The following is a 16780-nucleotide window of genomic DNA, read 5'->3' on the forward strand; positions in this document are numbered from 1 at the left end:
TCAGGATGCAGGACAAGACCATGACTCAACGCAATCTGGCTCCATTGTTGGAAAAACGCCGCGCAGCACTGGTCGATTACTGCATCGGTCAGGCTGCCAGGACCCACTACTCCTTTGTAAAAACGCCGCAGGATCTGTTCGAGCTGTTGCGCATGGACCCGCTGGACAACTACCCGGTGCAAAGTTCGTGGGTCGCCGAGGCGACCAGTTGCGCGCAGCAATTCATTCATGCGGCGTATCGCAAGCTTGAGCCGGGCTATAAAAACACGGCTTTTCCGGCGCAGGACCTGAAACTCTGGGAGTTGTACAGCAATTACCCCGACTGGGCGGCGCTGGCGTTGATCGCGGTCTATCCGGAAAACTTCATCAACCCCTTCGTGCGGCAGCGCAAGACCCGCCTGTTCAAGGCACTGGAAAATGACTTGAATCAGGCGCGGCTGACCGGCGATTCGGTGCAGCGTGCCTCGCAGCAATACCTCAAGGCATTCGAGCAGACCTGCAACCTGGATGTCATCAGCGCCTGTCTGGACGGCGATTCGGCAAGCGATGCCACTTACTATTTTGTCGGCCGGCAGCGGGTGCAGCCGTTTCAGTATTTCTGGCGCAAGGCCGACATCGAGCTCACCGCTTCCGGCAATCCGGTCAACCCGGCGGCATGGAGTGAATGGCAACCTGTCGACATTCCGGTGGGGAATAGAGTCCTGGATATGCGGCCGCTGTTCTGGGGCGGGCGTTTGTGTCTGGTGTGGGCTGAGTGGCGCGACCCGGTGGGTATCAAGGGGAGCGAGGGCTATTTGGCCCCCAGACTGGATATCAACCTGGCGTTCATGAGCCAGAACGCAGAATGGTCGGCACCGCTGAGCTTGTATAGCGCTGACCAGAACAGCGACAACAGCGCGGGTGCCCGGTTGCTCGCGACGACGTTGGCCGATGACCTCATTCACCCCAAGGGACGGCTGGGTGTATTGCTCATCAGCCCGACGGGTCTGAGGGTGCGAGCATCCCGAGATGTGCTCTTCCGGCCGATGGCCGAAGACGACGGCAGTTGGCTCGATCATCTAGCTATTCATCGCTTCAACGATGTCCTGACCTTGCAGCATGCACTGACGCCGAAAAATCAGCCGGTGGTCGAGATCAAGAGTGAGACCTCGGGGGATCTGACGGCTTATTACGGGCTGCAGGCGGTGTTTTCGGAGGTAGAAACAGACGACTATCTGTGGGTTAGAGGCCTGTGCCGGGCGCGGTCTCCGGTTGGAGATGAGAAGGTCGATTTTACCTTGAAGCTGAACAATCCGGCCGGGGATGACCCGACAGAAACCAAAGGCCAGCAGCCCGTCGCGGGTGGTTGGGCTACTGAGTGGATGAAACTGCAACGCCCGAAAGGCGGATTTACCGGGCTGGCCGAATTTACCTTGAGCGGCACGGGCCAAGGCAGCAAGACCTTTACCGTCTCACTCACCAAGATCACCCGTTTCGAACCGCCGACTCTGGAAAAGAACGCGCTGGATGCAGCGCAGTTCATCGGTTTCAGGCAGCCCGGAATGTTGCAGCGCGCGCGCTTGAGCTCGCTGTTCGGCCCGGAGCTGGTGCAACTGAGCAATATTTCCATGGATGCCGTACTCGACTGGGAGACCCAGTTCCTGACGGAACCGCCTCCAGACGGGGGGGCGATCGCCGAGCCGAACGGGGCGTTCGACGGGGCCAACGGTCTGTATTTCTGGGAGCTGTTTTTTCATCTGCCGCATCTGGTGGCGGCCCGTCTGCGGGCCGAGGATCGCTACCTGGAAGCGCAAAGCTGGTCCCATTACGTGTTCGATCCGCAAGATTCGCGAGACCCGGAAAAACCAGGGAATGCGCCGCCGAGGCCTGAATACTGGCGTTGCCGGCCTTTGGCCGGTGTGGGGAATGTGGGCGTCGAAGCCTTGCTGCCGACCGATCCGGATGCGATTGCCTATGCCGCACCCCAGCACTACCAGATTCTGGTGTTCACCGAGTATGTGAAGAACCTGGTGGCGTGGGGCGACTGGTATTACCGCCAGCTCACCCGCGATGCGCTGGTGGCGGCAAAACTGTGTTACGTGCAGGCGCAGTTTCTGATGGGCAAGCCACCTTCCGCCCGGGCAGTAACCCGTTGGCAAACGCAGACGGTAGAAGCCTTGCTGGACCAGAGCACGAGCCGCCCGGCGCTTGAGCAGTTCGAGCAGGAGCTGCAGTTTTCCCTGGCTGACATTCCTCCAGCCGCCGAAGCGTCACCGTTGATGGGCCTGCTGGCGAACGAGTCGTTCAAACTGCCGATCAATGAGCAGTTGCTTGAGCTGTTCGACTTGCCGGGGCAGCGCCTGAGCAACTTGCGCAACAACCTGACCCTTGACGGTAAACCACTGGACGTTCCGCTGTTCAGCCCGCCCACCGATCCCAATCAATTGTTGCGCGATCTGGCCGCTGGCGGAGTCGGCATGCCGCGGCCGATGGGCGGACGTCTGGTGGTGGGGGCCTTTCGCTGGCGCGTCAGCTACGAGGCGGCGTTGCGCGCCGTGCAGACACTGCAGGAGTACGGCAGCCAGGTATTGCGTCTGCTGGAACAGCGCGACCGGGCGGAACAGGAAGAACTGCAGCAAGAGCACCTCAAGGAGCTGGGCGACTACGCCCGCGCGGTTCAAGAGCAATCCATTGCCCAGCTTGAAGCCAGCCTCACGGCCCTCGGCCAGAGTCAGGCCATGGCCCAGCAACGGGCCGATCGATACAAAGCCTGGCACTACGAACACATCAGCGATGCCGAATATCAGATCATGGACAAACTGGCGATGGTCAAAGGGATCAACACCGGGCTGCACGCGATCAAGTCTGTAGGCGCGGCATTGGCGGCTCCACCGAACATTGGCGGCGCGGCTGTCGGTGGGCATCGTTTGGAAAAAGCTGCGGATGCTGTGGTCTTTGGTCTGGAAATCAGCGCGATGCTGTTGCAGATCGACGCGGATAAACAAGCCATCACCGAAAGCTACCGCCTGCGCCGCAGAGAGTGGGAGTTGCAACGAGATCAGGCACTGGCCGAGGTCGGGGCAATCGCCGAGCAGATCACTGCGCAGACATTCGCCCTCGATGCCGCCAGAACGAGTCTGGAGCAAACCCTGCGGGCCAACGGTCAGGCACTGGCGCTCTACAACTACCTGAAGAAACGCGCGACCAACGCAGAATTGTTCGGCTGGCTGCTGGGCCAGCTCAAGGCCTTGCACTACCAGGCTTACGATGCGGTGGTCAGTCTGTGCCTGAGTGCCCGGTCGTCATTGAGTGCTGAAACCGGCGATTACGAAACCGCTGAGGCGTTGCCGCAGGTCTGGCTGGACAACCGTCATGGACTGACTGCCGGTGAACACTTGCGCGAGTACCTGCTGCGCATGGATCGCCTGTACCTGCAAAGCCATGAGCGCCGTCTGGAGCGGGTCAAGACCATTTCGCTGCGACGGCTGTTCGATGACAAGGTTGATCCGCAGACGGGATTCTCCGACTGGACCCACGCGCTGGCCGAGTTGATCAAAAAGGGCGTGCTGGAGTTCCAGCTGACGCAGTTGTCATTCGATCGCGATCACCCGGGCGAGTATTGCCGGCTGCTCAATCTGGTCGAGGTCGACCTGCCCGTACTGCTCGGACCTTATCAGGATGTACAGGCGACGCTGCTGCAGGTCGGCAGCATGACCGCTACCCAGGCCTCGGCGCGCTCGGTCGAGTACCTGCATCAGCCGGCGGGCAAGGTGGCGCCGGTCGAGGTGCTGTTCAATCTGCGCAGTGGCCAGCAAATCGGTTTATCCGTGGGGATCGCCGACACCGGCATGAACGCCGGCAAACCGGATGAAGGCTTGCTCAACCCGTTCGAGAACACCGGTGCGGTCTCGCGCTGGCAGTTGCACTTTCCCTGGCCCGAGTGCGAGCCGCAAGCGCCGATGCTCAAATCACTCACCGACATCATTCTGCGCGTCCGATACACGGCCAAGGCCGGTGAGCCGACGTTTACCCTTGCCGTCAAAGACCTGGTCACCCGGGCGCTGACGTCCCGCCAGTCAGGCAATATCAAAGGAGCAGGCCATCATGGTTGAACCCGTCATTCAGGCTAATGAAAGTCTGGTGCGCAATGGTGATTTCCGTGAGGCCTTGAGCCATTGGGAAAAGGGGCCGGTTAACGGCCGCTGGGTTTCGGTCGTGGGCGAGCCGTACGAAGGCACACAGATCAGGATGCTTTCAGTAGCAAACCTTGCCTCTGCCTTTCAGGAAATGTCCGTACCTGTAACGCCGAGCGCCGGAGCCAGGTATGTGCTGATTTTCCTGTATGAAACGCGGCATACCGAAGCGGGCCGCATGATGTTCACTGATGAAGGTGGAACCATCCTTAGAGAAATCCCGTTGCCGCCCGGCAGCCCTCGTAACCTTGAAGAGGACCAGGCACGGATCACTCAAGGGTTGCCGCTGGAATTCAGACCGCTCAAGTACAACGCCGAGCTCGATTTGCCGTTGCAGCGCCAGGACAAGATTTACGTCACAGTGGTCGCTCCGGGTAATGATCCCGAGGACGATAACTCTCAGGTTTTGATCACTCGGATTCGCCTGGACTTGCAACTTGAGCCCGCGCGAATGCAGACGGTGAAGGTAGACGCGGAGCAATCGTCATCCGGCAAGCTGGTTCACCTCTGCCTGGGCGCGGACGGGAGCTTCCAGCACCAGCTTGCGTTCGTACCCGACCCCGACAGCCCCTGGCTGCACACCAAAGCTGCATTGGTGAGCGATGACAATCCACAAGGCGCGGTTATCGCAACGCCTGACTGGGGCGTCGATCAACCGCTGGATTTGCCGTGGAACCTGCAGTGCCCGCTGATCGGTGATCAGGATCCTTACCTGTTCACGATGCAACTGGTGAACCAGTACACCGCCGAGCCGTATTCGATGCAGGTCTCGCTGGGGCATCACCGGCTGGTGTTCCGTGAGGTGCTGGAGGCCGCGTATTTCCCGGTGCTGGAGTTGACGCAATCGGTGCGTCTGGGGGTGCGAGTGGCCTCCTGGTACACCGGTCAGTTTCTGGCCGGGCGCACGGTGACCTGGACCACCGAAGGGCTGGGGGTGCTGAGCACGACACCGACCGACGCCGAGGGCTGGGCATATTTTGAGTATCTGCCAACGGCTGCTGGAAAACTTGCTATCCAGGCTTCGGTGGCAAGCCCCTACTATTCCAGTGGGGTGGAAACCACGACGCTGGACGTTCAGGTGCTGGCGACCGATCCATGGAAGGACGTTCTGGCGGTGGTAGACAGCAACGCCTTGCCCTGGGCGCAGAAGACCGGCTATCCCAACCGTGGCTCGACCTATCAACTGAGCGTGCGGGTGCCTGAAGTGTTACGTGGCTCCACGATGGCATTGCATTGGGAAGGCGATAGCGCCGCACAGTTGGGCGTGCAACTGCGCCCGGAGCTTGAAGCCTCGATACCTGTAGGCACAACAGACCTGAACTGGGATTTGATCTGCCAGGACAAACTCGACGGTCGCTTCCACTTGCAGTTGCTGTGTTCGAAGCTGCTGTTGCCCTCCAGCAGAAAACCGATGTCACTGGCACGCAATCTAGTGCGCATTGGCGACGTTCAGGAGGCCAACAAATTTCCCGTTGTGGACGAAGGCGAAAGTGTTCTGTTGCGGGTGCAGGTGATGCATGTGGTCACCGGCGGCAACGGCGATCCGGTCAACAATGCACGGGTGGACTGGCAGACTCCCGAAGGCACGATTGCCACCCGATCGGGGATCGGTGGCTGGGCCAGCGTGTTGTATCAACCGAGCCGTGACGGTGAGCTGGTGGTGACCGCCCGCGTGCGGGCGCATGACGAAGCGGTGCCGGTGGAGCGACCGTTTGCGGTCAAGGCACTGCAGAGCAGTCCCTGGAAAAGCAAAATCAACATCCTGTTTGACGGCAATGAGGTTGACCTGACCGAATTGGGCCTGCTGTGCTGGCGCGGTGAGCCGCACACCTTGCGGATAGAAATCACGCCCGGCAGTACGCTGGATGGAGAGATGGTCACACTGCAATGGCGTGGCGAGCCGCCGGGGAACGGCTTGATCGTCTCGGATATCGACAAGCCGTTGAGGCTTGGGCCATTGGGGCTGGAATGGCGCTTCAGTTCACAGATCGCGTCGAGTACCAGCAGCCTGTTCAGTCTGGCCTTGAAGACCCCGGGGCTTACCGCGCCCCGGGAGTTGTTCGGTCGGCTGATCTCCACAGAGCTTATGGATGAACTGACGTTGATGCTGGATCAGGTGACTGCGACAAGCGCCAGTCAGAAAATGTTTCCCTGCATCGGGGCCACGCACACCTTGCGCTATCTGCCCAATGCCTTGAGCCCGCTGGTGGGCCTGCAGGCAACGCTGGTGTGGCAAGGCACCCCGGCTGATGACCTGGAAGCGAGCATTGAACCGCCACTCGATCAAGCTCAAAAAATCAGTGACGGTGGTGTTGGCTGGAGTCTGGATTTCACCTCGAGCAAGGTCTCCGGCGCCTTTAGTGTGGGGCTTTTCTTGTCTGCCCTGGATCGCTCTATGAGCACCAATCCGATGCAGCTCGCTCACAACAAGCTGCGAATCGAAGACTGGCGTGAGTCAGCGGTTGACGCCGTCATCGGCAAGGATAAAGCCTGGAGCTGGGTCAGGGTGGTTTCGGCATTCACCGGGCAAGCGGTGGCGCAGGTGGCGGTGCAGTGGAAATCCGCTGACAGTTCAGACAGCGTCGTCAGCGACGAACTGGGCTGGTCCGGGTTTGGCCTGGTGCCGAGCAGTCACGGTCAGCAGAACGTCGTGGCCAATGTGCACAGCCCGTTCGATGGCTACGAAGAGCAACGTGCCCTGCCCTTTACGGCGCTTGCCCGTAACCCTTGGGAGGATGTGCGGGTGCGTTTCGATGGGCATGATGAACATCCATGGGGCAGTCACACGTACTTTCCGCGACGCAATGGCTCACATGCCATCGAAGTACTGCTTCCGGATGGCAGCCCGTTGTTCGACCAGGAACTGACCTTGGGCTTGACCGGCACCGGCCCTGCGGAACTGGGTCTGAGTTTCGAACCTGCGCTCGGCGCATCGCGCCGGCCCTCGGCAATCGGTTTGCGCTATTCCCTGCGTTGCGCCGACCTGAAGGACGGTGGCTTCGCGCTGCGCTTGGGGGCGGAGCGCCTCGCCAGCCTGTCACCGGCCAATGCGATGTCGCTGGGGGAGGGCGTGCAGGTATTGAAATTTGCTGCCAGTAGCAGCCTCCAGCATGTGCTGGAGTGGGGGCAGGAACTGGTCGAGCAGGTCACCGTGGTTTCGTCCATCACCGGTAAGGGCATCGCGGGGGTGGTCGTCACCTGGCGCAACAACGACTTGGGTACAGTCACCAGCCAGACCGACTTTTATGGTTTGGCCCGTGTACGGTTCAAGCCCCAGACCCCGGGTGCGGCGGTGGTCACGGCTACGTTGGAGGACGCCGCGTATCTGGAGTCAGTCGAGTTGCCGTATACCTTGCAGGAGCCGCGGGAAATTATTGAGCTGATCATGATTCGCTCCGCCAATTATCCGGGCGCTGAAGTGGAAGCCCAAGTGACGGTCGTGTCGGCAATTGACCGGCACCCGCTTGGCGGCGTTGAAGTCATGTGGGACCTTGATGCTGTGGCACTTCCATCGGCGGTTACCGATGCAATGGGCAAGGCGACTGTGCGGTTCGACCTCGCCAGCTCAGGCGAGCTGATTTTGTCCGCTGTGGTACGCGGTGGCTTGGGTGGATGGGACAGCGCGTTGCTCGCGTTGGATGTCGAGATCGGGCCGGTCATTGACAGATTTGCAGTTGGCCCGGCAGTGGTTTATCCCAATGATTATGTTTCAGGCCAAGTGACAATTGTCAGTTCGAGCGACAGTCTAGGTTGGGGCGGGTTGACCGTCGATTGGAATGTCAACGGCGAAATCAGATCGACTGTTACCAGCCCTGCGGGTGTGTCCACTTTGAATAACGTGCGTATGCATGAATCGGGAATCTTTCCTATGACGTGCTCGGTCGTCGGTTATCCGCAATCACGCTCGTTCGATATCGAAGTCGTAGGGCCAGAAGCACCGCGAATCAGCAATATCGTGAGACCTCGGCCAGATCTTTTTGAAGTGTTCATCACCGATGGCCGGCAGGTGCCGCTTGAGCGAAAAACTGTGTTCTGGCGCCTCGACGATACCGAATATGAACCGACAATCACCGGACCGGATGGCAAAACCATAAAAGTATTCAACTTTGTCAGCGGTCGCAGAGTTTATGTGGGTATCGAAATTGGTATGAGCGGTCGCTTGTATGAAAGGGCTATCGATTTCTAAGCCGTCAGAGTGCTACGGGCGGATGGTTACATGACCCCAGCGCGCTTCCAGTTGAGGTAGCGGTTAACCAGCCCGGTGCTCAATTCGTCGGGTCGCACATCCAGCACCTGAACTGCATGAGCATTCAACTGCTCATGCAGCTCGGCCCGGGCATTGAGGTAATCCACCGTGCCGCAATAGGCCAGTGCTTCGGGCAGTGTTTGTACCGGGGCATTGCGCACGCGGTCGAGGGCTTCCTCGCGCAGGCTGACCACCAGCACTTGATGCTGCTGGCTCAGACGTTTGACGCTGGCGAGCAGGTCCTCGGCGTCCTCGTCACGCAGGTTGGTCAACAGCACGATCAGCGCCCGGCGCTTCTGCCGGGCCAACAGCTGGCTGGTCGCGGTCGAATAGTCGGCAGGACGCTGACTGCTGTCCAGATCATAAACGGCGTTGAGCAGGACCTTGAGCTGACTGGAACCCTTGATCGGCGCGAGAAAACGCGGTTGCGCGACGGCGAAGGTGCTCAGCCCCACGGCATCGCCCTGACGCAGCGCGACATGGCTCAGCAGCAGACACGCATTCAGCGCATGGTCGAAATGCGACAGCTCGCCATCCTGGCTGCGCATTTGCCGCCCGCAATCGAGCATGAACATGATCTGTTGATCACGCTCGTCTTCATACTCGCGGGCAATCGGCGTGCGCTGGCGGGCGGTGGCTTTCCAGTCGATCTGGCGCAGGCTGTCGCCCTCGCGAAATTCGCGCAACTGATGAAATTCCTGACCCTGCCCGCGACGCTGGCGCTGGCGCACACCGAGCTGGCTGAGCCAGTTGTCCACCGCCAACAACTGCCCACCGTAGAGCTTTGCGAAGTCCGGGTAGACGCGGATCTCGCCGCTCACGGCGAGCAGGCGTTTGCCTGTCCACAGACCGAACGGGCTGGGCAGGTTGATTTCGCAATGCTCGAAGCTGAAGTGCCCGCGCTTGAGCGGGCGCAGGCGATAGCCGACCGCGCTGAATTGCCCGGGTTGCAGTTCAATCGCCAGCGGCAGGTTTTCGAAGCTCAGGCCCTGTGGCACGTGGTCGAAAAGCTCCACCGCGACCGGCTCGATGAAGTCATGGCTGAGCTGCAGCCGCACCTCGCTCCAACGGCCGAGTGCCAGGCTGCCGGGCATCTGCCGCTGGATGCGCGGCGAGGGCAGGTTGTTCAGGCGCAGCGAATCGATGATCGCCAGCACCAGCAGGGCCAGGAGCAAGCCCCAGTTGATCGACAACAGCGTGGCGGGCACGGCGATGTCGAGGGCTTGCAGCGTGCCCAGCAGCGTGCCGACGGCCAGCAGAATCGCGAGCCAGATCAGCAGCAGGCGTGACGGTTTCACAAGCGCGGCGCCGGCACTTGGTCGAGCAATTGTTGCAGCACCTGATCGACCTGCAGACCTTCGATGTCCAGCTCCGGCGCCACCCGCACCCGATGGCGCAGCACCGAGAGCGCGCAACCCTTGATGTCATCGGGAATCACGAACTCGCCGCCGCGCAGCAATGCACGGGCGCGGGCGCAACGCACCAGCGCAATCGAGGCGCGCGGCCCGGCGCCGAGGGTCAGGCCGGGCCAGGAGCGGGTGCTGCGCGCCAGCCGCACGGCGTAATCGAGCACCTGATCGTCGATCGGCAGGTCACTGGCGATGCGTTGCAAGGCCTGCACGTCCTTGGCTTGCAGGACCGTGCGCAACGGCTGCACGTCGAGCATGTCGGCGCGGGTCGAGCGGCTGACCTGACGCACCATGTTCAGCTCTTGCTCGGCCTCCGGGTAATCCATGCGCACTTTGAGCATGAAGCGGTCAAGTTCGGCCTCCGGCAGTGGATAAGTGCCTTCCTGCTCGATCGGGTTCTGGGTGGCGAGCACCATGAACGGCTGGGCGATCGGCAGCGCCCGACCTTCGAGGGTGACCTGGCGCTCCTGCATCGCTTCGAGCAACGCCGCCTGGGTTTTCGCCGGTGCGCGGTTGATCTCGTCGGCCAGCAGCAGGTTGGTGAACAGCGGCCCCTTGCGCAGCTTGAACTGCTCGGTGTGCAGGTCGTACACCGCGTGGCCGGTGACGTCGCTGGGCATCAGGTCCGGGGTGAACTGGATGCGCGCGAACTCGCCGCCGAAGCAGCGCGCCAGCGCCCGCACCAGCAAGGTCTTGCCCAGCCCCGGAACGCCCTCAAGCAGCACGTGACCGCCGGCGATCAGCGCGGTCAGCACATCGTCGATCACGCTGTTCTGGCCGATCAGGGCCTTCTGCAATTCTCCGCGCAGCGCTTGCGCCAACTGGCTGGCACGCTGGCGTTGCTGGGCGGTGTGGCTGGCGCTACCGGGCTCGATCTGTTCACTCATAGCGTGTTCCTCAAGGTTTGCAGGTGGGCCACCTGGCGACTGAAATCGGCGCTGCTCATGCGCTGTTTCGGCACCGGGCTGAGGGCCTGACTGATGGCGCGGGTCGGCTGGCGGGTCAGGCGCGACAGCACCAGCCATTGCTCGGCCACGTTCAATTGGTCGAAGCCGGGATGACGGCGGCGGGCACGGCGCAGTACGTCCTGCTGCAGGGCTTGCAACAGCGTGTGCTGACCGTTGTGGCGCAGGATGAAATCGGCACTGGCGCGCAGGTGTTCCTGCAACTGCCGGCGGCCACTCGGGGCGGGTGCCTGCAGTGGTCCATGGCGCGCAGCAACGTGCCACAGGCCGAGGCCGATCAGCGCCAGCAGGGCGACGATGGCTTGCGGGAAGTAACGCCAGAGCAAGGTCAGCAGACCATCGTGCGCCGTGTTGAAAATCAGCGTGACGTCGGTGTCGGCGCTCAGGTACCAGAGCAGCCATGCGTTGTCATGCTTGCTGATGGCCGGGGTTTTCCACAGTTCGGCATCGGTGACCACGGTGATCGAGCCGAGGCCGTACGGCAGCTGCATCATGTGCGTGGCCTTGGCGCTGTTGGCCCAGGCCTGGGCGAGATTGTTCGGATCGTCCAGATGGAACGCGGTGTCGAAACCGGCGTAGGCGGGAGCGTCCTCATCTTCCAGGTAGAGCTTGGTCAGATTCGGGTACGGATCATCGGCCAGCTCCGCCGGCGGCTCCTTGAGGTCCTTGCTCAGGGACTGGTGCAACTGCACCCGATCCAGCAACAGATCATCGCTTTGTCTGGCCTGCTTGTCCCACAGCGCTTCGGCCACGAACACCAGGCGCCCACCGGCGCGGGCCCAGTTCAACACCTGATCGACCTGCCGCGGGGTCATGCGCGAACGTTCGCCGAACAACAGCAGGGTGTGCCGACGCGGATCAATTTCCGGCAGCACCGCCAGCGTTTCGGCCTGGCCGACGTTGAGGCCGCGCTCGCGCAAAAACAGTTCTGCCGCCAGATAAGGATTGGCCTGCGCCTGAGGCGAGGGGCCGTGATCGATCACTTCCTGATAGGGCCGCGCCTTGAGGTACAGATAAACGCTCAACGCCGCGAGCAGGGCGACCATCAGCCCGCCGAGCAGCCACGCGTTGCGCCGGTTCAAGCGCGCGCTCCATGGTCGAACAAGGCGCGCCAGCCGTCACACAGTTCCTGTTGCAGATGCGCCGCCGGCACGCGATGCCCGTAGGCCATGTTCTGCCAGTGCTGTGTCAGGCTGCGACTGAACGCCAGCAGTTCCGGGCGCTGCAATTGCTCGACCCGCAGCAGCACCTGATGCTCGGTGTCGGCGGGTTTCAAAGTCAGGGCAAAATCGTGCAGCAGACGGCTGAGCAACCCGCGATAGAGCAGACCCAGCGCGGCGCGCGGCTGGGTTTGCCAGAGTTGTTCGGCACTGGCGGCGATGTCGTCGGGCAAGGATTGCGGGTTCAGATCCAGACCAAATGCCTTCTGCGGTGCAGGTGGCCTGATGCGGGCGGGCAACTTCGGCCGGCGACTGACGAAGGTGCTCAGGAACTCCCGGTAGCGCCAGATCAGCCAGCCCACAGCGGCGATCAACGCTCCCCACAACAACACTTCAATCAGGCCGGCCAGCGCATTGAAGCGCTGACTGTCCAGCCAGCCGAGCAGGGTTTTCAGCCATTGCGGCGCCTCACCGGGTTTGGCTTCGGACGGGGCTGCCGGATCGTCGCCAAAGCGATAGCGGGTCACGCTTTCCTTGTTCTTGAACGGTGGTTGTTCGAGCAGCGCCTTGATGCTGTCGTGCGCAGCCTGACTGGTCAGCGGTTGGTGCAACAGGCGGGGTGCCTCCGGTGCGCTGGCGGGATCGGCTGCAGCCCATACGGGTGGCACCGCCGGCAGCAAAAGACAGACCGCCAACAGCAAACCCAGAGCGCTGCTGTTCAAACGCTGGCGCAAACGACGGAATACCAACTCGATGTCCCACGCTTCCAGTGCGGTGCGCCGGTTCAGATACAGGCTGAAACCGCAGGCGACATAAATCGGTTCCCAGACCACCAGCACCAGGGCGTAGAAGGCGTTGGTCAGGTGTTCCAGCCAACGCCAATGGTGATCGGCGTCGAGGATCAGCGATTGCCAGTCCCAGTCGGTTTCAATCTGCTGCGGCAGCAGCATGTAGAACAGCACCATCAGGCCGATCCACAGTGCGGTCTCCAGATGCATGCCGATGATCGTCAGCCATTGCGCGGCGCCGGCATTGCGTTGCAGCAACACTTGCAAGCGTTGCTGGCGAGCGGTGCCGTCGAGGCCTTCGAGTTGCACCACCGGCAGCAGGAAGCTGCGACTCAGGCTCAGCCGGCGCCAGGTCAGGCTGGCCAGCCATTGTGGTTTGAGCAGTCGAGGAAATTCGCGCAGGGCCTGTTTCAGTGTCGGTGTTTCGCCGAACAGGGCTTTGGACAGGATGTACAGCGGCAGGCGTTCGTACGCCGGTTTCAGCCACCAGAAAATGAATACCGCCAGCGACGGCGAATCCCATAGCAACAACGTCAGCACCGCGAACAGCGGCAGGGTGACGATGGCCCAACTGGTCATCAGCAGGCGTCGATGCTGCTGGCTCATGAGCACGCCCAGGTCCATGGCTTCCCAGGTGCTGCGCGGGCGGATCGCCACGGTGGCATCACTCAGGCGCATGGCGTGTCCTTCCGGCGAACAGCAGATAGGCCGCCACTGCGAGCCACAATGCGGCACCGACCGCATATTTGATCGGCGGTGTGACCCCGGTCTTCGACGACCAATACGCTTCGATGAACGCTGCGATCAGCAGGAACAGCGTGACCCCACACACCAGCAGCACGCTTTTGCGCGCCGCCTCCACCAGTGCTTCACCACGGGTCAGCCGTCCCGGTGCAATCACTGCCCAGCCGAGCTTTAGCCCCGCCGCGCCCGCCAGGGCAATGGCGCTCAGCTCGAAGGCGCCGTGGCCGATCACGAACGACCAGAACGTCTGGCCAAAACCGATTTCGGTCAGGTGCCCGGCCACCGCGCCGATGATCAAGCCGTTATAGAACAGGAAGAACGCGCTACCGACGCCCAGCAGCAAACCGCTGGCGAAAGTCTGAAAGGCGATGCCAATGTTGTGCATCACGTAATAGCCGAACATCACCCAGTCTTCGCTGGCCGCCCGTTCGGCCGAGCGCCCGAGGTGCCCGGCCACCGGGTCGTACATGCTCTGCATGTCGCGCACCTGTTCGGCGGGGATCAGGTTGTAGATCAGTTCGGGAAAGGCATACACCAGCGAGGCAAAGCCGATCAGGCTGCCGAAAAACATCAGACCAGCGGCCAGCACAAACGGCCATTCGGCACGCACCAGTCGAGGAAAGTCAGCGAGGATGAAACCCAGGAGGTTGGCGCCGAATCGACTGCGGTGCCGATACAGCTGCTGGTGGCCGCGCAACACCAGTTGTTGCAGCGAGTCGATCAGAAAACTGCTGTAACCGCGCTCCTGCGCCAGCGCCAGATGCTGGCAGAGGCGTCGATAAGCCTTGGGGAAACTGGCTGCCTGCGAGGTGTCCTTGCCATGTTCGAGGCGTTCGAGGGCCAGGGTGAAGCGCTCCCATTCGGCCTTGTGACGAGCTTCGAAAAGACTCTGCTTCATGTCGGACCCAACAAGCCGCGGGCGATGCCATTGAGTTCGCTGACCGCTTTGGGCGCCGAGATGTGCAGCGGTTGGGCGAGCAGCGCGGCCAGCTCATTGACCCGCGCCGGCGACAGTTCAGCCTGACGTTCGGCGAAGGCGAGCAAGGCGCGTTGTTCGCCGAGGTTGAGCGGCACGGGCGAGCTGCGTGGCTGGGCGTCAGGTAATTGCGGGCGGAGCAGGGCGCGTTCGCTGTAGACCACCAGCGTGCCGGCGGCGATGTCGCCCAGGCGTTTGAAGGTCGGGTGTTGCAGGCAACTGATGGCACCGAGGAAATAGCCGAACGGCAGCAGATCGACAAAACGCAGCAGGTTACGCAGCAGCGAGGCCGACCAGCCGATCGGTGTGCCGTCATCGTGGATCACCCGCAGGCCCATCCATTGCTTGCCCGGCGAACGGCCCTGACGTAACACTTCGAACAGCACCATGTACCACCAGCTGACGGCAAACAGCAGCAGCGAACCCAGACCCATGCCGAGCTGGCCGAGAAACGCCAGCAGCAGAAACAGCACGCCGAGGATGGCCCCGCGAATGCCCAGGTCGATGCCGAAAGCGAGGCTGCGCACCATCAGACCGGCCGGGCGCAACGGCAGGTCGATGCCCTCCGGGGTTTCCACTTGATAGCGGGTATCGAGTGGCGGTTTCAGCGGTGCTTTCCGTGGCAGTGCTGTGTTCTCGAGCATGGGCTACCTGATGGGGCCGGATCGGGATGCGAAGTCGGTCCGATGCTAGCAGCCTCTTGGGGGAAAACGACATAACTATGTATTGCACATCGTGTGATGCGCGGTGGTTGAATGACACAGCGCTGGCCGCAACCGCGGTTCAACGCCTAGACTTTGCCGATCTTCAGTTCAGGAACCGCCCGTGACTTCAATCTTCTGGTACGACTACGAGACCACCGGCATCAATCCGCGCAACGACCGTCCGCTGCAGGTCGCCGGGATTCGCACCGACCACGACCTCAATGAAATCGACGAACCGGTCAACCTCTACTGCCAGCCCAGCGAAGACATCCTGCCGCACCCGGCGGCGTGCGCCATTACCGGTATCACCCCGAGCTGTCTCGCCGAACAGGGTTTGAGCGAAGCCGACTTCATGACCCGCGTACACGCGCAACTGGCGGCGCCCGGCACTTGCGGTGCGGGTTACAACACCTTGCGTTTCGACGACGAGATGACCCGCTACAGCCTGTACCGCAATTTTTTCGACCCCTACGCCCGTGAATGGCAGGGCGGCAACAGTCGCTGGGACCTGATCGATGTGGTGCGCGCCGCGTATGCGTTGCGCCCGGATGGCCTGGTCTGGCCGACCGACGACGAAGGCAAGGTCACCCTCAAGCTCGAACGCCTGACGGCGGCCAACCACATCGACCATGGGCATGCGCACGAAGCGCTCTCGGACGTGCGCGCCACCATTGCGCTGGCGCGGTTGATCCGCGAGAAACAGCCGAAGTTGTATGACTGGCTGTTTCAATTGCGCAGCAAACAGAAGGTCATGGATCAGATTCGCCTGCTGCAACCGCTGGTGCATATCTCCGGACGCTTCTCGGCGGCGCGGCACTATGTCGGTGTGGTGCTGCCATTGGCCTGGCATCCGCGCAATCGCAATGCGCTGATCGTCTGTGACCTGCACCTTGATCCGCAAGGCTTGCTGGACCTGGACGCCGAAACCCTGCGCCGGCGCCTGTACACCCGCCGCGACGACCTCGCCGAGGGTGAACTGCCGGTGCCGCTGAAACTGATTCACATCAATCGCTGCCCGGTGGTGGCGCCGTTGTCGGTGTTGCGTGCCGACGATCAGCAGCGTCTGGGCCTGGACATGGCGCTGTATCAGGCACGTGCACTGCGGCTAAGTGACGCACAACAAGTTTGGAAAGATAAAGTCGCGGCGATTTACGCCAGCGAAGACTTCACGCCCAGCGAAGATCCGGAACAGCAGTTGTACGATGGATTTATCGGTGATCGCGATCGGCGTCTATGCGAGCAAGTGAGAACGGCGGATCCGGCGCAATTAGCGCAAGAGCACTGGCCGTTCGATGATGAACGTCTGCCGGAATTACTCTTTCGATATCGCGCACGCAACTTTCCCGACACGTTGAATTTCGAGGAGCAAGAACGCTGGAGAATATTCTGTCAGCAGCGTTTGTCCGAGCCGCAAATGGGCGCGCCTAATACCCTGCAATCTTTTGCCGAGGCCGCGCAGCAATGGGCGCTTAGTGCTACGCCGATACAGAATCAAGTGCTCAATGAGTGGCAGAATTATGTCCATGCATTGCGCAAACGTTTGAATCTTTGAAATCGAACATAGTGTGCCCATGAAATGCCGGGCATAAAAAAACGCCAGCGTATGCTGGCGTTTT

Annotated in this window: 9 protein-coding genes; 3 read left to right on the forward strand and 6 right to left on the reverse strand. The window is 61.5% G+C overall.

Going from position 1 to position 16780, the window contains the following annotated elements; translation table 11 throughout:
* The first annotated feature begins 20 nt into the window (after window positions 1-20).
* On the forward strand, window positions 21-4091 hold the full coding sequence (locus QRN61_RS07900) for a Tc toxin subunit A-related protein (protein ID WP_285373526.1): 4071 nt from the start codon (window positions 21-23) through the stop codon (window positions 4089-4091).
* Window positions 4084-8358 (forward strand): Ig-like domain-containing protein, encoded by a 4275-nt coding sequence (locus QRN61_RS07905; RefSeq protein WP_285373527.1) that lies wholly within the window; start codon window positions 4084-4086, stop codon window positions 8356-8358. Before QRN61_RS07900 ends, QRN61_RS07905 begins: the two co-directional genes overlap by 8 nt.
* A gap of 26 nt (window positions 8359-8384) precedes the next feature.
* Here the strand turns inward: QRN61_RS07905 and QRN61_RS07910 are convergent, their stop codons facing one another.
* Genes QRN61_RS07910 through QRN61_RS07935 form a run of 6 tightly spaced genes read right to left on the reverse strand, consistent with a single transcriptional unit; the run spans window position 8385 to window position 15104 of the window.
* Window positions 8385-9716 (reverse strand): DUF58 domain-containing protein, encoded by a 1332-nt coding sequence (locus tag QRN61_RS07910; protein WP_285373528.1) that lies wholly within the window; start codon window positions 9714-9716, stop codon window positions 8385-8387.
* Window positions 9713-10714, reverse strand: a complete 1002-nt coding sequence (locus QRN61_RS07915; protein ID WP_097085980.1) for an AAA family ATPase — start codon at window positions 10712-10714, stop codon at window positions 9713-9715. Before QRN61_RS07915 ends, QRN61_RS07910 begins: the two co-directional genes overlap by 4 nt.
* Window positions 10711-11874 (reverse strand): DUF4350 domain-containing protein, encoded by a 1164-nt coding sequence (locus tag QRN61_RS07920; protein ID WP_285373529.1) that lies wholly within the window; start codon window positions 11872-11874, stop codon window positions 10711-10713. Before QRN61_RS07920 ends, QRN61_RS07915 begins: the two co-directional genes overlap by 4 nt.
* On the reverse strand, window positions 11871-13418 hold the full coding sequence (locus QRN61_RS07925; protein WP_285373530.1) for a DUF4129 domain-containing protein: 1548 nt from the start codon (window positions 13416-13418) through the stop codon (window positions 11871-11873). Before QRN61_RS07925 ends, QRN61_RS07920 begins: the two co-directional genes overlap by 4 nt.
* A complete protein-coding gene (locus tag QRN61_RS07930) occupies window positions 13405-14382 on the reverse strand; it encodes a stage II sporulation protein M (protein ID WP_285373531.1) in 978 nt (325 codons plus the stop codon). Before QRN61_RS07930 ends, QRN61_RS07925 begins: the two co-directional genes overlap by 14 nt.
* On the reverse strand, window positions 14379-15104 hold the full coding sequence (locus QRN61_RS07935) for an RDD family protein (protein ID WP_027612514.1): 726 nt from the start codon (window positions 15102-15104) through the stop codon (window positions 14379-14381). Before QRN61_RS07935 ends, QRN61_RS07930 begins: the two co-directional genes overlap by 4 nt.
* A gap of 181 nt (window positions 15105-15285) precedes the next feature.
* Between QRN61_RS07935 and sbcB the strand changes: the two genes are divergently transcribed.
* The gene (gene sbcB, locus QRN61_RS07940) at window positions 15286-16716 is read left to right on the forward strand and encodes an exodeoxyribonuclease I (protein ID WP_285373532.1); all 1431 of its coding nucleotides are present in this window, start codon (window positions 15286-15288) and stop codon (window positions 16714-16716) included.
* The last annotated feature ends 64 nt before the right edge of the window (window positions 16717-16780 follow it).

Origin of the sequence: Pseudomonas sp. lyk4-TYG-107 (assembly GCF_030209055.1) — a bacterium.
Lineage (GTDB): Bacteria > Pseudomonadota > Gammaproteobacteria > Pseudomonadales > Pseudomonadaceae > Aquipseudomonas > Aquipseudomonas putida_A.